This window comes from Streptomyces sp. NPDC047117, assembly GCF_040643545.1.
GTDB lineage: Bacteria > Actinomycetota > Actinomycetes > Streptomycetales > Streptomycetaceae > Streptomyces.
Genome location: NZ_JBEYUN010000001.1, coordinates 272,311 through 294,361 on the forward strand (window position 1 = coordinate 272,311; position 22,051 = coordinate 294,361).

Annotated in this window: 12 protein-coding genes; 6 read left to right on the top strand and 6 right to left on the bottom strand. The window is 71.2% G+C overall.

All coding sequences use genetic code 11. From position 1 onward, the window contains the following. Positions 1 to 3 precede the first annotated feature (3 nt). Positions 4 to 3,138, top strand: coding sequence for a glycoside hydrolase family 2 TIM barrel-domain containing protein (locus ABZ840_RS01295; protein WP_361551335.1), 3,135 nt, complete (start codon positions 4 to 6; stop codon positions 3,136 to 3,138). Here the strand turns inward: ABZ840_RS01295 and ABZ840_RS01300 are convergent. Further along, positions 3,135 to 4,016, bottom strand: coding sequence for a LysR family transcriptional regulator (locus ABZ840_RS01300; RefSeq protein ID WP_361551337.1), 882 nt, complete (start codon positions 4,014 to 4,016; stop codon positions 3,135 to 3,137). The genes ABZ840_RS01295 and ABZ840_RS01300 overlap by 4 nt on opposite strands. A 171-nt stretch (positions 4,017 to 4,187) precedes the next feature. Here ABZ840_RS01300 and ABZ840_RS01305 point away from each other — a divergent pair, with 171 nt between their 5' ends. Beyond that, the gene (locus ABZ840_RS01305) at positions 4,188 to 5,051 is read left to right on the top strand and encodes an EamA family transporter (RefSeq protein ID WP_361552329.1); all 864 of its coding nucleotides are present in this window, start codon (positions 4,188 to 4,190) and stop codon (positions 5,049 to 5,051) included. Positions 5,052 to 5,062: 11 nt separating this feature from the next. On the opposite strand, the gene sbnA is transcribed toward ABZ840_RS01305, so the two are convergent. From sbnA to ABZ840_RS01330, 5 genes are all read right to left on the bottom strand, one after another. Next, on the bottom strand, positions 5,063 to 6,049 hold the full coding sequence (gene sbnA / locus ABZ840_RS01310; RefSeq protein ID WP_361551340.1) for a 2,3-diaminopropionate biosynthesis protein SbnA: 987 nt from the start codon (positions 6,047 to 6,049) through the stop codon (positions 5,063 to 5,065). Between the two features lie 52 nt (positions 6,050 to 6,101). Next, on the bottom strand, positions 6,102 to 7,172 hold the full coding sequence (gene sbnB / locus ABZ840_RS01315) for a 2,3-diaminopropionate biosynthesis protein SbnB (RefSeq protein ID WP_361551343.1): 1,071 nt from the start codon (positions 7,170 to 7,172) through the stop codon (positions 6,102 to 6,104). After that, positions 7,169 to 8,170, bottom strand: a complete 1,002-nt coding sequence (locus ABZ840_RS01320; protein WP_361551346.1) for a TauD/TfdA family dioxygenase — start codon at positions 8,168 to 8,170, stop codon at positions 7,169 to 7,171. The genes sbnB and ABZ840_RS01320 overlap by 4 nt, the downstream gene beginning before the upstream one ends. Positions 8,171 to 8,196: 26 nt before the next feature. Continuing rightward, positions 8,197 to 11,448 carry an amino acid adenylation domain-containing protein gene (locus tag ABZ840_RS01325; RefSeq protein ID WP_361551349.1) on the bottom strand — a complete coding sequence of 1,084 codons (3,252 nt, stop codon included), beginning with the start codon at positions 11,446 to 11,448 and terminating at the stop codon, positions 8,197 to 8,199. A gap of 228 nt (positions 11,449 to 11,676) precedes the next feature. Continuing rightward, positions 11,677 to 14,100, bottom strand: coding sequence for a Pls/PosA family non-ribosomal peptide synthetase (locus ABZ840_RS01330; RefSeq protein WP_361551352.1), 2,424 nt, complete (start codon positions 14,098 to 14,100; stop codon positions 11,677 to 11,679). A gap of 1,762 nt (positions 14,101 to 15,862) precedes the next feature. On the opposite strand from ABZ840_RS01330, the gene ABZ840_RS01335 reads away from it, so the two are divergent. The 4 genes from ABZ840_RS01335 (at position 15,863) to ABZ840_RS01350 (ending at position 22,035) form a co-directional block, all read left to right on the top strand. Continuing rightward, the gene (locus ABZ840_RS01335; RefSeq protein WP_361551355.1) at positions 15,863 to 17,260 is read left to right on the top strand and encodes a tetratricopeptide repeat protein; all 1,398 of its coding nucleotides are present in this window, start codon (positions 15,863 to 15,865) and stop codon (positions 17,258 to 17,260) included. Positions 17,261 to 18,023: 763 nt separating this feature from the next. Continuing rightward, positions 18,024 to 18,920: a 2-dehydropantoate 2-reductase N-terminal domain-containing protein gene (locus tag ABZ840_RS01340; RefSeq protein WP_361551358.1), complete on the top strand. Its 897-nt coding sequence runs from the start codon at positions 18,024 to 18,026 to the stop codon at positions 18,918 to 18,920. Between the two features lie 77 nt (positions 18,921 to 18,997). Then, positions 18,998 to 20,230, top strand: a complete 1,233-nt coding sequence (locus ABZ840_RS01345; protein WP_361551361.1) for a glycosyltransferase — start codon at positions 18,998 to 19,000, stop codon at positions 20,228 to 20,230. Then, positions 20,227 to 22,035 carry a right-handed parallel beta-helix repeat-containing protein gene (locus tag ABZ840_RS01350; protein WP_361551364.1) on the top strand — a complete coding sequence of 603 codons (1,809 nt, stop codon included), beginning with the start codon at positions 20,227 to 20,229 and terminating at the stop codon, positions 22,033 to 22,035. The genes ABZ840_RS01345 and ABZ840_RS01350 overlap by 4 nt, the downstream gene beginning before the upstream one ends. Positions 22,036 to 22,051: the final 16 nt, after the last annotated feature.

Sequence of the window (22,051 nt, forward strand, 5' to 3'; positions counted from 1 at the left end):
CACATGGCCATCTCACGACGCGCGGTTCTGGGCGGAGCCGGCGCCTCCTTCGGCGGAGTCCTCGGTGCACAACTGGCAATGGGTCCCACGGCCTCGGCGGCCGGGCGGGCGGAGCCGGTGGCGGACGAGGCGCTGGGCGCGCGGCGGGAGACCGACCTGCGCCACGGGTGGCGGTTCGCGCTCGTCAATACCACCGGCGAGGAGGCGCCCCGGCCCGCCGACGACGATCCGGCCTGGCGCGAGGTGGACGTGCCGCACGACTGGAGCATCGGCCTGGACCCCGTCAAGGACGACCGCACCACCGCGGGCTCCGGCTACCTCCCCGGCGGGCTCGGCTGGTACACCAAGACCTTCACACTGCCCGCGAGGACAGCGGGGAAGCGGATCTCCGTCGAGTTCGACGGCGTGTACATGGACGCGCAGGTGCACTTCAACGGCCGACTGGCCGCCACCCACCCGTACGGCTACACCGGGTTCGCCGTGGACGTCACCGACCTGGCGCACACCGACGGCCGGACGGCGAACACCCTCTCCGTGCGGGCCCGCAACCAGGTGCCCAGCAGCCGTTGGTACTCCGGCAGCGGCATCCACCGGGACGTACGGCTGATCGTCACCGATCCCGTGCACATCGTCCGGCACGGGGTCACCGTCACCACCCCGGACCTGGCGCGGCACGTCGCGGCGGGCCGTGCCGCGATCCATGTGGCGGTGGCCGCCGTCGGCTCGGCGGGGAAGACGGTGCGCGCGGAGGTCACGGCGACGGTACGGGACGCGGACGGGCGGCGGATAGCGTCGGCGTCCGCCCCCGCCACGCTCGGCGGCGATCCGTCCAGCACCTCGCTGGACCTGCGCATCGACCAGCCCCGGCTCTGGTCGGTGCGGCGGCCCCACCTCTACACCGTGGACACCCGGATCACCGTCGGCGGCCGGACCGTCGACGAGACCAGCACGTCCTTCGGGCTGCGGTGGACCACCTTCGACCCCGAGCACGGCTTCGCGCTCAACGGGGAGCGGATGAAGCTCCAGGGCGTCAATCTCCACCACGACCTGGGGGCGCTGGGCGCCGCCTTCCATCCGGCCGCGGCCCGACGGCAGTTGGAGCTGATGCGCGAGATGGGCGTCAACGCACTGCGGACCTCGCACAATCCGCCGGCGCCGCAGTTGGTCGCGCTCTGCGCGGAGCTGGGCATCATGCTGCAGGTCGAGGCGTTCGACTGCTGGCGCACGCCGAAGAACCCGTACGACTACGGCCGCTTCTTCGACGAGCACAGCGACGCCGACATCAAGGAGATGGTGCACGCGGCCAAGAACTCGCCCGCCGTGGTGATGTGGTCGATCGGCAACGAGATCCCGGACAGTACGAGCGAGGCCGGGGTGGGGATGGCCGAGCGGCTGATCGCGGCCGTGCGGTCGGTCGACACCACACGGGCCGTGGTGATCGGCTCGGACAAGTACCGCAGTGTGCCGAAGGACGGCTCACCGCAGGACCGCATCCTGCGCATGCTGGACGGCGTCGGGCTCAACTACAACACGGCCGCCTCCGTCGACGCGCTGCACGCGAAGTACCCGGACACCTTCTTCTTCGAGTCGGAGAGCTCGTCGAGCACGTCGACCCGCGGTGTGTACGAGAGCCCGGGACAGCTCAACACCGGGGAGAACTACACGCCCGGCCGCCGCGGTGCCTCGTCGTACGACAACAACCTGGAGTCGTGGACGATGAGCGGCGAGTACGCCCTGAAGAAGGACCGCGACCGGGAGTTCTTCGGCGGCCAGTTCCTGTGGACCGGCATCGACTACATCGGTGAGCCGACGCCGTACGACGACGTCTTCCCCGTGAAGTCCTCGTTCTTCGGCGCCGTCGACACCGCGGGGTTCCCCAAGGACCAGTTCTCACTGTTCCGCAGCCAGTGGAGCCGGACACCGATGGTGCATCTGGTCCCCATGGACTGGACCGGGCACCGCCCCAAGGACGAGGTGACGGTGTGGGTGTACACCAACGCGGACAGCGTGGAACTGTTCCTCAACGGCCGCTCGGTGGGTGTCCGCCGCTTCGACCGCAAGAAGACGGCGGACGGGCGTGAGTACCTGGAGACGACCGAGGCCACCGGGGACGACAAGACCGTCACCTCGGGCCCGTACCCCGGCAGCTACACCAGCCCCAACGGCAGCGCTGGCCGGCTCCACCTCACCTGGCGGGTGCCGTTCGAGCCGGGCAAGCTCGTGGCGGTGGCACGGCGCGACGGACGGGAGGTCGCCCGCGACACACTGCGCACCGCGGGCGAGGCAGCGGCGGTGCGGCTGACGCCGGACCGCAAGGAGGTGGCCGCCGACGGGAGCGGCCTGGTCTTCGTCACGGCCGAGGTGACCGACTCCCGGGGCGTCCTCGTGCCCGGCGCCGGCCACGCCCTGACCTTCCGGGTGACCGGCGGCCGGCTGCTCGGCGTCGACAACGGGCAGCAGGAGAGCGCCGAGAACTACGGCTCGGCCGTACGGACCGCCTTCCACGGCAAGGCCCTCGCGATCGTGCGGCCCGCCGCCGGGGCCTCGTCGGTCACGGTCACCGCACGGGCGGACGGGCTGCACTCCGCCTCGGCCCGGATCTCGGTCACGGGACGGCGGCCGGCCGCTGCCGGGGCCGCGGCGTCGGCGTCGGCCGCAGCGACGGGTGGGCGCGAGGCCGCTCCCGGCGCTCCGGCCGCGGACGCGAGCTTCTCCGGCGCGCCGGACACCGTGCCCGCGCGGATGCTCGACGGCGACCCGGGCACCGGCTGGTCGAACCACTACCGCATGGCGGCGACCGGCCTGCTGCCCGCCTTCAGTGCGGCGCGCGCCGCGGACTGGGTGGCGGTGACCTGGTCGCGCCGCCGCGAGGTGGCCGGCGTCGAGGTGTCGTTCACGACGGACGACGACACCTACGCACTGCCCGCCTCGCTCACCGTCAGCCACTGGGACGGCAGGGAGTACGTGCCGGCGGACCGCGTCCGCGTCGACTGGGCGGACGCCTCGGACTCCCCCACCCGTGTCACGTTCGATGCCGTGCGGACGACGCGGATCAGGCTCGACCTGACGAGCCGTCACCCCGGGAAGGCGAACGGAGCCCTGCGCATCGTCCGCCTCACCGCCACCGACGCGTCCTAGCCCGCGCGCCGCGCCCTGCGGGTCTGCCCCTCCCGGTAGAGGTCCGCCAGCAGGGCGACCGCGGCGTGCGTGGCCGGGTGGGGGTCGTGGCGCCGCCATATGAGGTGGACCGTGACGGGCGGGGCGTGCCGCAGCGGGCGGAAGACGACGCCGTCGCGGCGGTACTGGCCGGCCGTGCTCTCGGGGGTGATGCCGATGCCCCGCCCGGCGGCGATCGCCGCGAGCCAGTCGTCGACGTCCCGGGTGTGCTCGATGACGGGACGGCCGTCCGCCGGCCACAGCTCGGCGGTGGTGGTGCCGGTGCGCCGGTCGGCGAGCACGGTACGGGTGGCGGCGTCGGCCAGCGGGATGGAGCGGCGGGCCGCCCACGGGTCGTCCGCCGCCAGCGCGCAGTAGCGCCGCTCCTCGCCGACGGCGGCGCTGGCGAAGCGGTCGGCGTCGAAAGGTTTGCGTACCACCGCCAGGTCGCACAGCCCCTCGGCCAGGCCACCGGTGGGCGAATTGGTGCGGATGAGGTGCAGCTCGATGTCGGGGTGCAGGGCGGCCCAGCGGCGCTGGTACGCGGTGGTGTGCCGGCCCATCGCCGACCAGGCGTGGCCGATGCGCAGCCGGGTGTGACCGGTGGTGGCCTCGCGCAGGAGGTTGTCGGCGTCGGCGAGCAGCTGGCGCGCGCGGGCCAGCACCTGCACGCCGGCGGTGGTGGGGGTGACGTTCCGGCTGGTGCGGTGGAGCAGTTGCACCCCGAGGACGCCTTCGAGCGCGCTGAGGTTGCGGGACACGGCGGCCTGGGAGATCCCGAGCTCGATGGCGGCGTCGGTGAAGCTCCCGGCGTCGACGATGGCCACGAGGCACCGCAGGTGGCGCAGTTCCATATCCATGACTCCAGCGTATAGATAACTCCTCGCATGCATTTTGCGTATGCGGGCGGGCGGCACATGCTGCGGTGCATGACACTGAGCCGCAGTGGAGAGGACCTGTCTCGCGCCGCCGCCGGGAGCCGTGCGGCGCCGTCGCCCTCCGGGCCGGACCGCCTGGTGGGAGCGGCGCTGATGACCGGCAGCGGGCTGGCCAACCAGGTCGGCGCCGCGACCGCAGCGCTGGCCTTCCCCGTCATCGGCCCGGCCGGTGTGGTGGCCGTACGGCAGTGGGTGGCCGGTGTGCTGCTGCTGGCGGTGGGCCGGCCGAAGCTGCGGGCCTTCACCTGGCGGCAGTGGTGGCCGGTGCTCTGTCTGGCGGTGGCGTTCGCCACCATGAATCTGTCCCTCTACACCGCGATCGACCGGATCGGGCTGGGACTGGCGGTGACGCTGGAGTTCTGCGGTCCGCTGGCGGTGGCACTGTCCGCGTCCCGCCGCCTCACCGACGGCCTGTGCGCACTGGCCGCGGGGGCCGCCGTGGTCGCGCTGACCCGCCCCCAGCCCAGTACGGACTACGCGGGCATCGGGCTCGGCCTGCTCGCGGCGGCGTGCTGGGCCTCCTACATCCTGCTCAACCGGACGGTGGGTGCCCGGCTGCCGGGTACGGAGGGGTCGGCGGTGGCGGCGGGCGTGTCCGCTCTGCTGTACGTGCCGGTCGGGATCGCCGTACTCGCGCACCGGCCGCCCACGGTGAGCGCGGTGGCGTACGCGGCGGCGGCCGGAGTGCTGTCCTCGGCCGTGCCGATGCTGGCCGACCTGTTCGCGCTGCGCCGGGTCACGACCCGGTTCTTCGGGATCTTCATGAGTGTCAATCCGGTGCTGGCCGCACTGGTGGGCTGGGTGATGCTGGGCCAGGCACTGCACTGGATCGACTGGCTGGCCATCGGGGCGATCGTGGCGGCGAACGCCATCGGTGTGCTCACCTCACCCCGGCCGGAAACGCGGTCACCGGCCCCCTGCGGCAGCGGGGCCGGCGATCGCGGTGTCAGCGCCTGACGGCGCGGTGGTCAGGCCGAGCGGGTGCCGGCCGTCAGCTCGTCGGGGCTGAGGACGTCCTCACCGTAGAGATCCTGCAGCCAGTTGGTCTGGTAGATGGTGTCGAGGTAGCGCTCGCCGAGATCCGGGGCGATGGCCACCGCGGTCAGCTCGCGGTCGTCCTGGCGCGCCAGCCAGTCGGTCGCGCCGCTGACCACCGTGCCGGTGGAGCCGCCGAACAGGAATCCGGCGCGGGCAAGGCGGTGGCAGGCGCGGACGGTGTCCGCCTCCTCCACCTGGATCACCTCGTCCACGTAGGACTCGTCCAGCAGCGCCGGGCGGACACTGGTGCCCAGGCCCGGGATCATCCGCCGGCCCGGAGGGCCGCCGAAGGTGACCGAGCCGACGCTGTCGACGGCGATCACCCGCACCTTGCGGCGCCACTCCCAGAAGTAGCGCGCGCAGCCCATCAGGGTGCCGGTGGTCCCGGCCCCGACGAACAGCACGTCCAGGTCGGGGAACTGACGGGCGATGGCGGGTGCGGTGGTGCGGTAGTGCGCCCGCCAGTTGCCCGGGTTGGTGTACTGGTTCAGCCAGACGTACCGCTCGTCGGAAGCGCACAGAGCACGCACGTAGTCGATCCGCGCGCCCAGCCAGCCGCCGTGGGCGTCCGGCTCGGCGATGAGGTGCACCTGACTGCCCAGGGCCTCCATCATCCGCCGGGACGACAGATTGCACCGCGGGTCGGTGACGCACACGAACCCGTAACCCTTGCTCGCCGCGATCATGCTGAGTGCCACGCCCAGATTGCCGGACGAGGACTCCACCAGGACCGACCCCGGCATCAGCGCACCCTCGCGCTCCGCGGCCTCGACCATTTCCGCCGCGGCCTTCAGCTTGATCGACCCGGCGAAGTTGAAGCCCTCGCACTTCAGGAACAGTGGCTGTCCGAAGGTCGACCGCAGGTCGACGTAGAGCTCTTCCTCATTGAACTCCAGGGGAACGGATATGACTGGCACGATGACCCCCTCATTTGATGACCCCCCATGTGCGGCCGTAGGAACCGGCCGCTCATCCGTACCGGCGCAGCTCGTGGAAGAAGCCGTCGATGACGTGCAGCTCCCCCGAGCGGACCACCTCGTCGTAGACGTACTTGCCGACCGCCAGGTCCAGGACCCCCAGTCCGAACGGCGAGAAGACCAGCGGGCGGCCCGCCGGCGGCCGCGCCTTCCCCGTCATCACCTCGGCCAGCGTCCCGTGCAGGAAGTCCCTGCTGCCGGAGAGCTGTTCGGCCAGGTGCGGTGAGGTGTCGGCCTTCAGGCAGTGCTCGACGTCGTCGACGATGTTGGCAGAGGCGAGCACGATCTGCGGCGCGAGGTCGCGCAGCGAGACGTGCAGCACCAATGGATGGTGTGCGAACCACGACACGTCCGTGATGTGCGGCCGGCCGGCGACCGTGGCGAAGATGACCAGGTCGCTCAGGCGGATCAGCTGCTCGGCGCTGTCGTGGATGGTGATGTGACCGGTGGTGCCGGACTGTTCCAGATACGTACGGAAGCCCGCCGCGCTGTCGGCGGACACGTCGTGCACGCCGATCTCCTCGAAGTCCCAGCCGGTGGCGGCCAGGAACGTGTGGATGTAGCGGGCGATCAGGCCGGTGCCGAAGAACCCGACGCGTACCGGACGCGGCCGGCCGCGGCTGAGCCAGTCGGCGGCCGAGGCCGCCGAGGCGGCCGTCCGGGTGGCGGAGATGATGGAGCTCTCCAGGCACGCGAACGGATAACCGGTGTCGTGGTCGTTCAGGATCAGGACCGCCGAGGCCCGCGGGATGCCGGCCGCCACGTTCTCGGGGAAGCTGGAGATCCACTTCAGGCCGTCCACCCGCTCCGGGCCGCCCACCGAGGCCGGCAGCGCGATGATCCGGGAGGACGGGCGGTCCGGGAACCGCAGGAAGTACGAGGGCGGGTTGACCGTTTCGCCGGCGTCGTGCAGCCGGTAGGTGGCCTCCACCAGGTCGACGATCTGCCGCTCGCGCCCCTGCAAGGCGTGCTGGACCTGGGATCCGGAGATCACCGCGAACGGCGGCACACCCGTCGGCCCCTTCCCCTCGGACCGGGCGGCGGCGGAGTCGATGGTCGTCATCGGGCCGTCACCTCGACCGTGGGCTTGCAGTCGGCGAGCCGCACCGCGTCGGCCATCGCCACCAGCACCTCGCGCGGCCCCTCGAAGGGGTCCCGGCTGTGCGCGGTGCGGACGTTGTCCACCAGCAGCAGATCGCCGGCCTGCCACGGCTCCCGTGCGGTGTGCTTCTCGTACAGGTCGGTGAGCAGTTCCACGATGTCCTTTCCGATCGGGTCCCCGCCGCCGAAGCGGGTGTTGAACGGCAGTCCTTCGACGCCGTAGTCCCCCACCAGGTACTCGTGCACGTCCGGGTCCATGGTCCATTCGTTCAGGAAGGCGACCTGGTTGAACCAGCAGCGCTCGCCGGTGACCGGGTGGCGTACCACGGCACTGCGGCGCTGACTGGTGCGCAGACCGTCGTCCGGCTGCCACGCGAAGCTGATGGCGTTGGCACGGCAGTACCGCTCGACCTCCGCGCGGTCCTCGGTGCCGAAGGCCTCCCGCCAGGGCGCGCCGATCTCTTCGTTGTAACTGCGGGTGAGGAGCCAGCCCTCCTTCTCGAACCGTTTCACCAGCTTGCGGGGCAGCGCCTTGAGCACGGCGGCCGCGTCGGCCACGCCGGTTGCCCCGCCCTTCTCGGGCGCGGTGAGGCAGGCGAACATCATCAGGCCGGGGAAGGTGAGGGTGTAACTGAGCTCGTGGTGCATGCACATCTGCTGGTGCGGCGGCCATTTGGTGGAGGAGTACACCCCGTCGGCGTACTTCCGCCGCGGCGCGAACGCCTCCCGCTCGCTCAGCAGGCCGTCGGCCAGCCGGTGAAAGACGGCTCCGGCCCCGGGGGCATCCCGTAAGCCCAGACCGCGGACGAGCAGGGAGCCGTGCTGGGCAACGGCGGCGCGCAGCGCCTCGCGGTGCTCGGCCACCCAGTTGGTCGCGTCACCTTTGGTCTCGGCCCACAGCATCGGGGGCCCTCCTGGCTGCCGCTCCACGTCGAGCAGGGACGCCGGGAATGACGACATTTCAGGTTTTCCCTTCGTTACGGTTCTCAAGAAGAAGCCAACAAAGCGGCGGCGGCCTGTACGGCCTCTGCCGCCCGGTCCGGGCGGGTGCGCAGGAAATAGTGGCCCCCCTCGGTCAGTTCGTGCAGCTGGACGTCGTCGGCCAGCAGCTGCCAGTCGAGGTGGCGGTCCCGGGCGTCGGCCGTGACCGGGTCGTCGGCGGCCACCACCACGGTGACCGGTGCGGCCAGCTTCTCCGCGGGCGGTTCGGTCAGCAGGCCGGCGAAGTACCGGTGCGCGGCGAGGCAGTCGTGCCGGTAGGCGGCGCCGACGTGTTCGGCGCGCCGTTCGTCCAGCTCCTCCAGTTCGGTGTAGCCGCCCTCCGCGCTCAGCCGTGCGGCGATCTCCGCATCGCCGAGCGCCGTCAGTTCGGCCATGGCGGCCTGCCGGACGGCGGCGTCGCCGGGCAGCTGCGCCGCGAGGAAGAGCCGCTGTACGGTCACTCCGCGCCGCTCCAGCCGACGCGCCGTCTCGGCGGCGAAGGCGGTGCCCGAGGAGTGGCCCCACAGCAGTACGTCGCTCAGGCCGCGCCGGACGATCTCGCCGACGGTCTGCTCGACCACCTCTTCCAGCGGTACGAACGGCTCGGTGGTCGCGGTCAGGTCGTGTCCGGGCAGCTCCACGGCGTACACCGCGCGTCCGCTGTCCCGCAGCGCGCGGGCCAGCGGCTGGAAGTTCACCGCGTTGCCGCCGGCGTACGGGAAGCAGACCAGCGCCCCGGCCGTACCGTCGCCCGGCTGGGCGAGGGCGTGCAGCAGTCCGTCGCGGCGTACGGAGCGGCCGTCGACCACGTCGGCCAGGTCGGCCAGGACGGGGTGCCGGGTGACGTCCTTCAGGGAGACGGCGCGCTTGAGGGTGACCGCCAGCTTCACCGCCGACAGGCTGGTGCCGCCCCGGTCGAAGAAGTGGTCGCGGCGGCCGATCCGGTCCTGCGGGATGCCCAGGACCGCCGACCAGGCGGCAGCCAGCTTGTGTTCGGTCGCGGTGCGCGGCGCGTGGTACTCCTCCTCGACCGCGCCCAGCCGACCGGCCAGCGCGGTGAGCGCCTTCCGGTCGATCTTGCTGTTGGCGGTCAGCGGAAGGGTCTCCAGCCAGTGGAACGCTGCGGGCACCATGTAGCCGGGCAGCGACTCCCCCAGCGCCCGGCGCAGCGTCGTGACCGCCAGCTCGCGCCCGGAGTAGAACGCGACCAGGTGCTTGCTGCGATCGGCCCGCTCGGCGACCACCACGGCTCCGTCGCGTACGCCGTCCGTGCGCAGCAGGGTGTTCTCGATCTCGCCGATCTCGATGCGGAAGCCGCGGATCTTCACCTGGGTGTCCCGGCGGCCGAGGAACTCCAGCTTGCCCTCGGCCTGCCAGCGGCCCCGGTCGCCGCTGCGGTAGAGCCGTTCGCCGGCGCGGTGCGGGTCGGGCAGGAACGCCTTGCGGGTCCGTTCCGGGTCGTTGATGTAGCCGCGGCCGACGCAGACGCCGGAGAAGACGATCTCGCCGGGGGCGCCGAGCGGCACCGGGGCGAGGTGGTCATCGACGACGTACACGTGGACGTTGTGCACGGCCGGGCCGAGCGGCACCCGGTCGCCCTCGGGCGCCTCGACCATCACCTCGTGGTTGGTGTCGTCGGAGGTCTCGGTGAGGCCGTAGGCGTTGACCAGCTTGATTCCGGGCTGGGCGGTGAACCAGCGCTGGGCCAGCTCCTTCTTCAGCGCCTCGCCGGTGACCGACACGCACCGCAGGTCCGGCAGGTCGCGGGGCGCCGCCTCCAACGCGGAGAGCACCACTTCGAGGTAGGACGGGACGACCTGGAGAACGCCCACCCGGCCCTCGACGACGGTCTCCACGAACCGCTGGACGTCCAGCACCGCGTCCTGCCCGATCAGCAGGGTGCGGCCGCCGACCAGCAGCGCGGAGACCAGCTGCCACAGTGAGATGTCGAAGCACTGGGGCGCGGTCTGGGCGACCACCTGGCCTTCTTCGACGCCCAGGTCATGGATCTTGGCGTAGAGGTGGTTGAGCATGCCGGCGTGCTCGCACATCGCGCCCTTGGGCTCGCCGGTGGAACCCGAGGTGAAGTAGATGTACGCGAGCTGATCGGGCGTCACGGCGATGCCGAGATCGTCCTCGGCGTGGCCCTCCTCGTACGCGGCGGCGATGAAGACCTTGCGGGCGCCGGGTACGGAGGTCAGGGCCTCGTCGAGGGTGCCGGTGCTGGCCTGCTCGGTCAGCACCAGGCCGCACTCGGCGCGGGTGAGTGTGGTGGCGATGCGGTCCGCCGGGAAGTGCGGCTCGATGGGCAGGTAGACGCCGCCGGCCTTGAAGACCGCCAGGACGGCGGCCATCCAGTCCAGGTTGCGTTCGGTGACCACCGCGACGACGTCCTCGCGGCGCAGCCCGCGGGCCAGCAGTGCGCGGCCGAGCCGGTTGGCGTGGGCGTTCAGCTCGCGGTACGTCCACTGCCGGGTGCCCTGTACGGCGGCGACGGCGTCCGGGTGGGCGCGCACTCGCTGCTCGAACAGCTCGTGGAAGCGGGCGTCGGGCAGCTCGCGGTGCGGGCCGGCGAGCCCTTCGAGCTGGTGGCGGAGTTCGTCGGCCGACAGCAGGCTCTGCCGCTCGTGCTCGGCGTCGGGCCCTGCGGCCAGCAGCGCCAGCGCGCGGCGGTGGTAGCCGGCGATCCGCGCGGCGCACTCCGCGTCCAGCGCCTCGGTGCGGTACCGCAGCCGCAGTACCAGTTGCTCGCCGCGGGCCTCGGCGCCCAGCCGCAGCACGGTGTTCCCGGCCGGCTCGCCGTCCCCGCCGGTAGGGTCCCACACCGTCTCGTACTCCGGGCCCACCACGTCCAGTTCGCGCCGGAGGCCCTCGACCGGGAACTCACGGTGCGTCAGGACGGCGGCGGCGACGCGGTCAGTGTCGTGCACGACGGCCCGCCAGGTGGCGGCGTCGGTCGTCAGCGGGCAGGGCAACGGTTGGCCACCCCGTTCGGTGACCAGACCGGTCACCACCTCCCGCTCTCCCGCCAGTGCCGCGAGGGCCTTGGCGTGCGCGGTCAGCAGCAGGGTGTCGAACGGCACCGCCAGCTCCTCCGCCAGCCGGCGCAACGCCGTGACCACCTCGGCCGGAACGCTCGCCACGTGCTCGGCGACGCCCGGTACCGGTCGCCGGGTCCACCGCGGGACTGCGGTGACGCCACCTCCCGCGAGCACTCCCCGCCAGAAGTCACGACCGGTCTCTGCTGGCTGTGTCATGGAAACTTCCCCCTCCGTTCACCGTTGCCACGGTGCTGCGCGCCACTGTCCGGCGCGGCGCGGTAGTAGTTCTCGATGTGGTGGCCGCTGTTCCGGCCGGCCGTGGTGACCGGGCCGTGCCGGGTGCCGGCGGCGGCCCTGCCGCCCTCTCCGCGTCCAAGGGCCGCTTCCCGGTCCCGTGCGGTGTGTGGCGTTGCGGGGCGTACGGCATGCTCGGTGACCCCCGCGTCACGCGCTCCGGTGCGGTACGGCGCGCATCTCGGTGGCCGGGTTGCCGGCCCACCGGACCCGTTGCGGGACCTCCTCCCCCTTCATGAGGAAGGAGTCGGCTCCGATCACCGCCCCGTCGCCCACGGTCACGCCGTAATGGACCATGGCACCGACGCCCAGCGTGCTCCCGGCGCCGATCGTGCTGTGGTCGGATTTGAAGGTGCCGTCCTCCTGCGAGTGGCACTGGACCTTGCTGCCGGTGTTGAGCGTGGCGTCGTCGCCGATCGTGGTGAGCGTCCGTTCCGTGAGGTAGCAGCCGTCGTCGAAGACCCGCTTGCCGAGCCGGACGCCCATCAGGCGCCAGAGCAGGTTCTTGAACGGCGTGCCGTTGTACACCATGAAGTGGGTGTCGGGCACCTTCCACAGGCGCTCGTGCCACCAGAAGTACGGCTCGTAGATGGAGCACAGCTGCGGCCGCAGCGGCCGGAACCGCAGGATGACCCGTTCCACCAGGGCGAAGTAGACGCCGGTGAAGGCGATGCTGAGGCCCATGTAGGCGGCGACGAGCAACTGCTCCGCCACGCCGTACAGTTCGATGCCCGCGACGGCCAGCACGGTGAGTACGTAGACGTGGACCCACCGCAGGAAGAGGAAGATGCCCATCGTCGTGATGTTGTGCCGGTTCTTCGCGGCGAGGCGCCGGCGGAACTCGCGTCCGGTGCGGAAGTGGTCGAAGCGGGTGTCGCGCTCCACCGTGCGGGGGATCTCGAAGCTCGGCGAGCCGAGCAGACCCACGTTCTCGCGGAGCTTTCCGTCCAGCGGGACCATCACCTTGGTCGCGAGGAGGCAGTTCTCCCCGGTCCGGCCGCCGGCCGGGTAGGCGATGAAGTTGCCGAGGAAGTTCTGCGCGCCGATCTCGGTCCGGGAGACCCGGAAGGAGGTGCTGGAGAAGTCGGCGTTGATCATCGACAGCCCGTCGGCGACCATCGTTCCGCTGCCGACCTTGCTCAGGAACGGGGTCTCGTGGTTGATGCCCGTGCCGAAGTTGGAGCCGGTCTGCTCGACCTTGGACAGGTCGTACCCGAGGCAGCGCAGGTAGTGGACGATGTAGGAGCTGTCACCGAAGAGCCACTTGAAGAACTTGATGTTGGTCATCCGCGCGATCGCCCGGTGCACGGAGTAGTGGAAGCCGTACAGCGGATAGACCCGGTCCGGCCGGATCAGCAGGTTCAGCAGGCGCGGGACGGTGAACAGCCAGACCATGCCCAGCAGGGTGAAGCCGAAGAACACCACGACGGAGATGAGCAGCGCGTCGGTGTACAGCTCCGCCGAGGTGAGCCCTTCGGTACCCGGGCCCAGCCATTTGCCGAGCGCGGGGATCTCGGTCAGCACCATGTACACGACGCCGACGGCCAGCGGCAGCGCGATCAGGAACAACTGCAACAGCGTGAGGAAGCCGTAGCCGAAGCGCCGCAGGGCGCCGCAGTCGGTCGGCGCGACACGTACGTAGTTCAGCTCGGTGCGCTCGGCGGGCGAGCCGTGCCAGCGCTGCCCGGCGGGCACGGCCTCGCCGGTCTGCAGCGCCGACGCGTGGCCGAGCTGGGCGCCGTCCCCCATCGACGTCTTGATGTCCAGCACGGTGCGCTCGCCGATGAAGACGTCCCGGCCGAGGGTGACGGGGCCCGTCTGGATCCGCCCGGCGTGCGCCCGGTAGCAGAGGAAGAACGCCTCCTTGCGGATCACCGTGCCGGCGCCGATCGTGAGGAGGTCGGTGCAGACGGGCACGGCGTGCGAAAGGATGGTGACGTTCTTTCCGATGCGCGCGCCGAGCGCCCGCAGGTACAGCACGTACAGCGGGTTGCCGATGAAGAGCCGCATCGGATTGGCGTTGATCAGTACCCGGACCGTCCAGAAGCGCAGATAGCCCAGGCTCCACACGGGGAATTCCGTGGCCCGCCACCGGCCGACGAGAATCCACTTCGCCGCCACCGGGAAGAGGCACATGGCGACGAATCCGGCGCTGCCGAAGAAAGCCGACCGCAGGTAGACATCGACCAGGCCGGAGCCGGCGGAGACCCAGGTGTAGCCCCGGATCATGACCATTCCGGCGAGGTAGGAGTAACCGAGGAAGATCAGCAGTTGCAGCGCTCCGCACAGGATGTACCGCGGTGTGCTGCCGACGGGCGCGCCTTCCTCGGGGACGGCCGGCACCTGCGATCCGACGGCGGCGGTCGGCGCGGCCGGCAGGGCCGTCGCCAGGCCGCGGACGGTGGGGTGCCGGTAGACGTCCTTCATGGAGACCGACGGCAGGTCGTCGCGCTTCCTGACCCGCGCGCAGAACTGGGCCATGAGCAGGGAATTGGCGCCGAGGTCGTCAAAGAAATGGCTGTCGGCCGAGACCCGGTCGGTGTTCAGCACACCGGCCAGTACCTCGGCGAACATCCGCTCGGTGGTGCGTGCCGGTACGGTGCCCCCATTTTGAACAGTTGAAGATTCAACCAGATCCGCTGTCGAAACCTCGACAGGTTTTCCCACCACGTGAGCTCCTAGTAAGTCAATGTCGATAGCCGTGCGCGAATTCAACGCATGCGTTCCGCGCGGTGGGGGGACTGGTGCGACGCCCGCTGCGGCCGCCTCCCGGGGCAGGGAAAGGCAGCATCGCGCGGCACGAGAAGAAAGGGCTCACGACAGGCACACACTGCGCCGCCCGCCGCGAAGGCGGGCACGCTGCGCGGCCCGGTGCACTCGTGGTGATCGCTTTCGCCGTCGTCCTCGGCGTGACCCGGGTCCTCTGTGGGGTGACCCGGCTCCTCGGTGCGGTGGTTCAGAGCCGGAGCGCCGTCCGGGGTCTGAGGTGCGTCCGGATCCGCCGCCCGGCCGGTGAGTCCGGCCCTGAGCGCTGCCCGGTCGAGATATCCGCACGTCCGGAGGGATCTGCTGCGCACCGGCGCGGGCCCGCGGGCACACCGGCCCGCCGCACCCGTACGCCCGGCGGGCGCGAGGGCGCAGGTCCGTCGGTACCGGACACGATTCGGCGGCGCGATCGTCGTGCACGCCCCCGCGGCGCGCACGGCCGGGGCCGGCCGTTCTTGTGCCGAGTGATGGAGGAACACCCCCCGTTCCCTGTGTGCGCCCGGGCCCCCCGACCCTGACGCTTCCCCCCTACCGACCAGCTTGTCGTAACCCTGCATCGACGTCATGAGCACGGCTCCCCCTCGAGACGCGCATAGGTGGTGACAGCAGGTTAAGCACGCCCCGACTCGGGAACCATCCGGTGGCCGAACTCGGCGAGAACGGGTTCACCCACAGGTGTTCGTGCAGGTAGCAGGACGAAACAACGGAACCGCGAGACACCGCGCGCCACGGTCCGAAGAGGGCGGACGGGCACTTCTGGAGTACACACCCGCGTGCGCCGCTCGCTGTCAACCCCGGAGTGCGCCCTACCGCCCGCCGTCAGGAGTGCCGTACGGGGTGGGGGGCATGTCCCGGTGCTGGATCCCTCTGAGTGCCGGCTTCGGACGGTGTGTGATTTAGCCGACTCCCCGCCCCGTGGAACCGGTCCGGCCCAGCAGGACTCGGTTCGCCCCGGCCGGAGCCCGCCGGCCCCGGTGCGGTTCCGGCCGTCTTCCGCGCCGGTACCGGCCCGCACCACGTGCCGAAGTTTCCGTGGCCGATGCAGGTGTTCCTCGTCGTGGGCGCGGGTTGTGCCGCGCAGAAGGTTGTACTGCCGCACGCACTCGGCCGGATCCTGCCGAGTGCTTACCCTTTCCCGCCGATTCCCACGCACTTCGGAGATGCGGCAGCGTGGGACATCGCCTGCCCCGGAGCACAAAACAGCTGGTCACATCAGATGTCATGCAGTGTTGCGGTGTGGCGGGTTACGCACTCCGCGCACGGCTCCATCCGGCCGTAGCGTGCGTGGCCAGGTCCGCGCGGGGCCACGCATTCAGGCCCCTGCCCGGCTGGCCGGATCGACTGTTGCGGGCCGCTGCCGGGTTGCCGCCGCCCGCCGTGCGACCTCCGGCGGCGGTGCCACCCCGGCGTCGCGGCGGCGGTCCGGCGATGACTGGATCGTGTCCCGCCGGGGCATGCATCGTTGGCCTGGTACGGGTGGTGGCACTCCGGGGACCGGATTCCGCTCCCGGCGGCCGCCGGTCGTCCACCATCGCTGAGGGCAGGCGGACCGGCTACACAGGAGGGACCTATGACAGCGGACCGGCACGGGTACCGGATGAGCCACACCGGCGCCGATGCCCTCGTCCACTACGAACAGGCCCTGGATCACCTGCTGTTCTTCCGGCCGGACGTGGCCGGCTCGGCCCGCGCCGCGCTCGACGCGGCACCGCAGTCGGTGATGGCGCAGGTGCTGGCCGCGTACCTCGGCGTCCTGGGCACCGAGGAGAAGGACGCGGCCGCGGCCCGCGACGCCTTCCTCCGCTTCCGCGCCGGCCTGGACGAGGCGGACCTGACCTCCCGCGAGCGGATGCACCTGGCCGCCGCCGAGGCCTGGCTGGGCGGGGAGATCCACCGCGCGGGGCGCCTGCTCGGCGACCTCACCGTCGCCCATCCCCGCGATGTGCTGGCGCTGTTCGCAGGGCACCAGCACGACTTCCTCACCGGGGACGCCCAGCGCCTGCGCGACCGCGTCGGCGGGGCGCTGGGCGCCTGGGAGCCGGACGACCCGCACCGCGGGCCGCTGCTGGGCATGTACGCCTTCGGCCTGGAGGAGTCGGGGCACTACGAGCGCGCGGAGGAGGTGGGCCGCGAAGCCCTCGCCCGCCATCCGCGCGACGTGTGGGCGATCCACGGCGTGGTGCACACGTACGAGATGCGCGGCCGCTTCACCGACGGCCTCCGCTTCCTCGACGCCCGCACCGACGACTGGTCGGACGGCACCCTGCTCACGGTGCACAACTGGTGGCACTACGGGCTCTACGCCATGGAGCTGGGCGACTCGGCGCGCGTACTGGAGATCTACGACGCGGCGCTGCACCACGAAGAGTCGGCGGGCGTCGCGATGCAACTGCTGGACGCCGCGGCGATGTTGTGGCGGCTGTACCTGACCGGTGCGGACCAGGGCACGCGGTGGGCGCGGCTCGCCGACGCCTGGGAGCGCCGCGACGACGGTGCGCACTACGCCTTCAACGACGCGCACGCGGTGATGGCGTATGTGGGCGCGGGCCGCATCGCGCTGGCCGAGCGGCTGGTGGCGGACCGGGAGCGCTGGCTGGCGGGGGCGGCGCCGGCGGTGTCCAACCGGGCGATGACCGCCGACATCGGCCTGCCGGTGTGCCGGGCGCTGATCGCCTACGGGCGGCAGGAGTACGACCGGGCCGCCGACCTGTTGCTGCCGGTCAGGCACCGGCTGCACGAGTTCGGCGGCAGCCACGCCCAGCGGGACGCCGTCCAGCGCACCCTCGTGGAGGCGGCGCTGCGGGCGGAACGGACGGACCTGGCCCGCACCCTGCTGAGCGAGCGCATTCAGCTGCGCCCGGTCTGCCCGTACAACTGGTCGGCGCAGGCCCGGCTGGAGGAGCAGCTCGGCGATCCGGCGCGGGCCGCGGCGGCGCGCGAAAAGGCCGCCGCGCAGGCCGGGTTGTGATCGACGGCCGACGGCGAGGGTTCCGGCCAGTGGCGGAGACCCGGCAGTAGCCCGCCGGCGCCGGGCAGGGTTGATCCCCGGCCCTGGTCAGCGCGGCGGAGCCGGCCTCCGCAGCGCGCTGCCGAGGAGTCGGCAGAGACGGGCGTGACAAGGGACTCCGGCCGGTACTCCGGAATACATATTTCCACGCGTCTCATTACTGATCCCGGCGCGCGCGCCGGCGCTTGCATATTCAGGACAACCTGCTGAATTCACTGGCCGGGACCCGTTGGCGGCGAAAACGCTTGTCATGCCTTGGCGCCGGGTCCGGCGCCGCGGTGTGCGCCCGGCTCGCGTACCGGAGTTCCGGCCTGCCGGTTTTCCGCTCCGAGCAGCGCTTTTCCGCAGGACAATGACGCTCTCCGGCCCGGAGCGGAACCGGGCATGCGGAATTCAGGGCTCACGGCAATTTCCTGCCCTCTCAGTAAGTCGGCTTCTGTACTGTCCGTCCCGATGAGTGCAGAGTGCGACAGGGCACTCACATCGTCACGCGGTCGTACCGGGGCAGTTCCGGCGGAGGATGCATAGATGCTGATCAGGCAGGGGGGCCTGACACACCCGGGAACACCGCCCCGTACGGGCGTACCGGAATGCGCGGGCCCGACCCGAGCGCCATCGCTCCGACGGCCGTGACAGCGGACCGGTTCCCTCCGGCCCGCAATCTCTTCGTTACTACTTTTCGCGTCGCGCAGCGCACGCACATCCACCAGGAGGGGACAGCACCATGGCACGTATTTTCATCGTGGGTTCCGGTGTCGTCGGCACAGCCACCGGTAAGGGCTTTTTACACGCGGGGCACGAGGTGACCTTCGTCGACATCTCGCCCCAGCGGATCGAATACCTGCGTTCGCAGGGCCTGGATGCGCGCGACGTGCTCGACCTGCGTAATGAACCGGACGGTTTCATTTTCCTGACGCTGCCCACGCCCAACGTCGGGCACCGCTACGATCTGTCCGCTTTCGAGGACGGTACCGCGTCGGTGGGCGCGGCCCTGGCCGAGGCCACCGGGGACCACACCGTGGTCGTCCGGTCCACCGTGCCGCCGGGCACCACCGAGGGGCTCGTCCTGACGCTGCTGGAGAAGCACTCGGGGAAGTGCGTCGGCGAGGGCTTCTCGCTCGCGGGCAACCCCGAGTTCCTGCGCGCGGCCACCGCGCTGGAGGACTTCCGGCACCCGTGGATGACGGTGATCGCCTCGCGCAGCCAGCGCACGGTGGAGCGGCTGACCGAGTTGCTGGCACCGTTCGGCGGGGAGCTGCGTACCTTCTCCAACCCGGCGGCGGCCGAGCTGGTGAAGTGCGCGCACAACATCTACAACGCGACGAAGATCAGCTTCTGGAACGAGATGTGGCTGGTCAGCCAGACCCTCGGGCTGGACCTCGACCCCGTCGCGCAGACCGTGGCGCGCTCCGCCGAGGGTTCGTACAACCCGCTCTACGGCATTCGCGGCGGCGCGCCGTACGGCGGTGTGTGCCTGCCCAAGGACACTCAGGGCTTCCTGGGCCTCGCCAACACGCTGGGCCTGGACATGCCGCTGCTCAAGGCCGTGGTCCAGGTCAACGACACGCTGATCGAGCGGGCCGACCGCGAAGCGGACGAGCTGGCCGCCGAACTCGCCTGACCCACCGCGGACACCCCCCTCCGAGCCCCACTCCCCCCTTGCCCGGCCTCGGCACACCCGTGAACGAGAACGGAACCATGAGTGCCCTACTAGACACCACGCTCTATGACTTCCGGTATTACCTGGTCTACCTGCCTCTGGGCATCCTGGGTCTGGTGCGCTGGAGCTGCTGGCTCGTGCGCCGCGCGCCGGCCGCCCTGTACCGCCCGGTGCGGAACGACTTCCGGCTGCCGATGAGCATCGTCGTCCCGGTGTACCAGGAAGACCCCGAGATCTTCGCGCACGCGATCGAGTCCTGGCTGGCCAACGACGTCGAGGAGGTCGTCCTCGTCATCGACGTCACCGACCACGCCTGCCAGGAGGTCGCGGCCCGCTATCCGGTGACCGTCGTCATCACCGACGTACCCGGCAAGCGCGACGCGCTGCGGCGCGGTTGGGAGGTGTGCAGCACGGACCTGGTCGCGCTGGTGGACTCCGACACCATCTGGGCGGAGGACGTGGCGGCCGAGGTGTGCAAGCCGTTCGCCGACCCGAAGGTCGGCGGGGTCGGCACCCGGCAGAACGTCTACAACCCGCGCGGCTTCCTCCAGCGGGTGAACGACATGTACCTGGACTACCGGTACTTCGACGAGAACGCGGCCCAGACCGCGGTGGGCCGGGCGGTCTCCTGTCTGTCCGGCCGGACGGCGGTCTACCGGCGTGAGCTGCTGCTGGAGATATCCGACGACTTCATGCACGAGACGTTCATGGGCGTGCCCTGCATGTCCGGTGACGACAAGCGGCTGACCACGCTGGTCCTGGCGCGCGGCCACCGCACGTACATGCAGCGCTCGGCCCGCGTGTGGTCGACGTTCCCCGGCACCTGGCGGATCTTCCTCAAGCAGCGGCTGCGCTGGTCCCGCAACACCTGGAGATCAGATCTCAGAGCGCTGTCGTCCCGCTGGATCCGGCGGCACCCGTTCCTGGCCTTCACCATGGCCGACAAGGCGGTGAGCAGCTTCACCCTGCTGGTCGCACCGTTCTTCATGACGTACGCGATCATCCGCCAGGACTGGTTCTTCGTGGCGTGCCTGGCCGCCTGGTGGTGGGTCAGCCGGGCGATGAAGATGCTCCCGCACCTGGTGCGCAGGCCGTCGTCGTTCTTCCTCGTGCCCGGCTTCGTGCTGGTGTCGTTCGTGATGGCCGGCGTGAAGATCTGCGCTCTGCTGACCATCCGCAGGCAGCGCTGGCTGACCCGGCAGGTGTCCGTCGTCAACGGTGTCGCGGTGCGGACCTCGCCGCAGGCCGCCGGTTCGGAGGCAGGAGCATGAAAACCGCATACCGCTTCGGGGCGGCCACGGCCGCCCTCTCGGCCGTCCTGGGGCTCGGCATCGCATCCGCGCCGCCTGCCGCGGCCGTCGGCGCTCCGGAGGACGTGGCCGCCTGGGAGCGCACCGGGCGGCCCGACCGGCTGATGGTGCTGCGGCCGCGCAGCATCAGCCTGATGAACGGCGGCACGCTGGTGCGCCGGCTGTACCCGGGGACGCCGTCCGTCTCGCTGAGCTGGCTGGCCGCCAACGCGGGCCGGGAGTGGATATCCCAGGAGCCCGGTGCGGCGTCCACGGTGCGGGTGCGTACGGCGATCCTGCTCGCCCCCGGCACCATTCTGCGTATCGACGACCGCACCAAGAAGGTGCTGCTGAGCGCGGGGCGCGACGCCCGGTCGGGGACGTGGATCACCGGCAGCCGGGCCTCGCTCGACGTCGACAGCACCACACTGGCGTCGGTGGGAGCGGAGGGCTCCGGCCCCGCGCCCGCCGACGCACCGGGCCGGCCGTACGTGTCGATGGGCGCGGGCGGCCGGATGGACTTCCGCAACGCCACCGTCAGCGGGCTCGGCCGCATCGGTGACACCACCACGGCCGATCAGTCGGGGGTCACCTGGGCGCGGGGCAGCACCGGTTCGGCCACCGGCTCGACGTTCGAGGGGAACTACACCGGGCTGCGGCTGGCCGGTTCCCAGGACGTCACGCTGAAGAACGTCACGGCGTCCGGGGCCACCGAGGACGGCATCGTGCTGAAGGGGGACCGCGGCACCAAGGCCTCCGGGCTGGCCGCCGACTCCAACGGCCGTACCGGCATCGCGCTCGGCGGTACCGACGACCGTACGCTGGCCGGCCTGACCACACGTGACAACGACGGTGCCGGGATCAAGGCGACCCTCCAGCACGGCCTGACGCTGAACTCGCCCAACTCACACTTCGATCAGGGCGGCGGCATCGACCTGACCTCCTGCCGGCAGTGCGTCGTACGCAAGGCCACGGTGGAGAGTTCGTCGCGGGCCGCGGTACGCGTCTCCGGCGGCGACAGCACGGTCTCCGTGGTGGACTCCGAGCTGACCGGGCACAACGGCAGCGAGCCGGGGATCCTGCTGGGCGAGGGCATCGAGAGCGCCACGGTCTCCGGCGGTACGGTCGGCGGCTTCGACCGCGGCATCGGCATCACCGGCTCCCGGGTCCGCGTCGAACACACCTCGCTGTCCGGGAACCGCACCGGCATCGCCATCGGCGGCGAAGCCGACCGTGTAGCGCTGCGCGACGTGCGCGTGGACGGCGGCGAGACCGGCGTGCTGGCCTCCCCCACGACCAGCCACATCACGCTCGACGACGTCCGGGTCACCGAGGCCAGCCGCAAGGGACTGGCCTCCAGCTCGCCCGGCCTGCGGGTCACCGGCGGTTCGCTGTCCGGCGGGACGACCGCCGTCGACCTCGGCGCCCCGGCCCACCTGGAGAAGGTGGCGGTCGGCAGCTCCCACCGCGGCATGCACCTGGCCCACAACGTCCGCGCCTCCGGCAGGTCCGTGGACGTGCTGGCCGAACGGCAGGGTGTCGTGGCCGACGCCGGGTCCCGGCTGGACCTCACCGATTCCCGTGTCCGGGCACCGGTCGCGCTCGACGGGGACGGCGAGGTCAAGCGGCACGGCAAGACGGAGATCACGATGCCGCCGTTCCCGTGGCTGGGCTTCGCTGCGCTGGTGGCGCTCGCCCTGGCCGTCGTCCTGCAGACCCTCCATCACGTCCGGCACCGAGGCACCCCACGGCCGAAGGTCGCCGGGCACGTCGAGAACACGGCCTGACCCCACATCAGCCGTT

Coding starts and splice junctions, on each gene's coding strand:
- ABZ840_RS01300 (WP_361551337.1), bottom strand. CDS start 4,016: ATGGATATGGAACTGCGCCACCTGCGGTGCCTCGTGGCCATCGTCGAC.
- ABZ840_RS01345 (WP_361551361.1), top strand. CDS start 18,998: ATGAGTGCCCTACTAGACACCACGCTCTATGACTTCCGGTATTACCTG.
- ABZ840_RS01335 (WP_361551355.1), top strand. CDS start 15,863: ATGACAGCGGACCGGCACGGGTACCGGATGAGCCACACCGGCGCCGAT.
- ABZ840_RS01330 (WP_361551352.1), bottom strand. CDS start 14,100: ATGTTCGCCGAGGTACTGGCCGGTGTGCTGAACACCGACCGGGTCTCG.
- ABZ840_RS01320 (WP_361551346.1), bottom strand. CDS start 8,170: ATGTCGTCATTCCCGGCGTCCCTGCTCGACGTGGAGCGGCAGCCAGGA.
- ABZ840_RS01325 (WP_361551349.1), bottom strand. CDS start 11,448: ATGACACAGCCAGCAGAGACCGGTCGTGACTTCTGGCGGGGAGTGCTC.
- ABZ840_RS01340 (WP_361551358.1), top strand. CDS start 18,024: ATGGCACGTATTTTCATCGTGGGTTCCGGTGTCGTCGGCACAGCCACC.
- ABZ840_RS01350 (WP_361551364.1), top strand. CDS start 20,227: ATGAAAACCGCATACCGCTTCGGGGCGGCCACGGCCGCCCTCTCGGCC.
- ABZ840_RS01295 (WP_361551335.1), top strand. CDS start 4: ATGGCCATCTCACGACGCGCGGTTCTGGGCGGAGCCGGCGCCTCCTTC.
- ABZ840_RS01305 (WP_361552329.1), top strand. CDS start 4,188: ATGACCGGCAGCGGGCTGGCCAACCAGGTCGGCGCCGCGACCGCAGCG.
- sbnB (WP_361551343.1), bottom strand. CDS start 7,172: ATGACGACCATCGACTCCGCCGCCGCCCGGTCCGAGGGGAAGGGGCCG.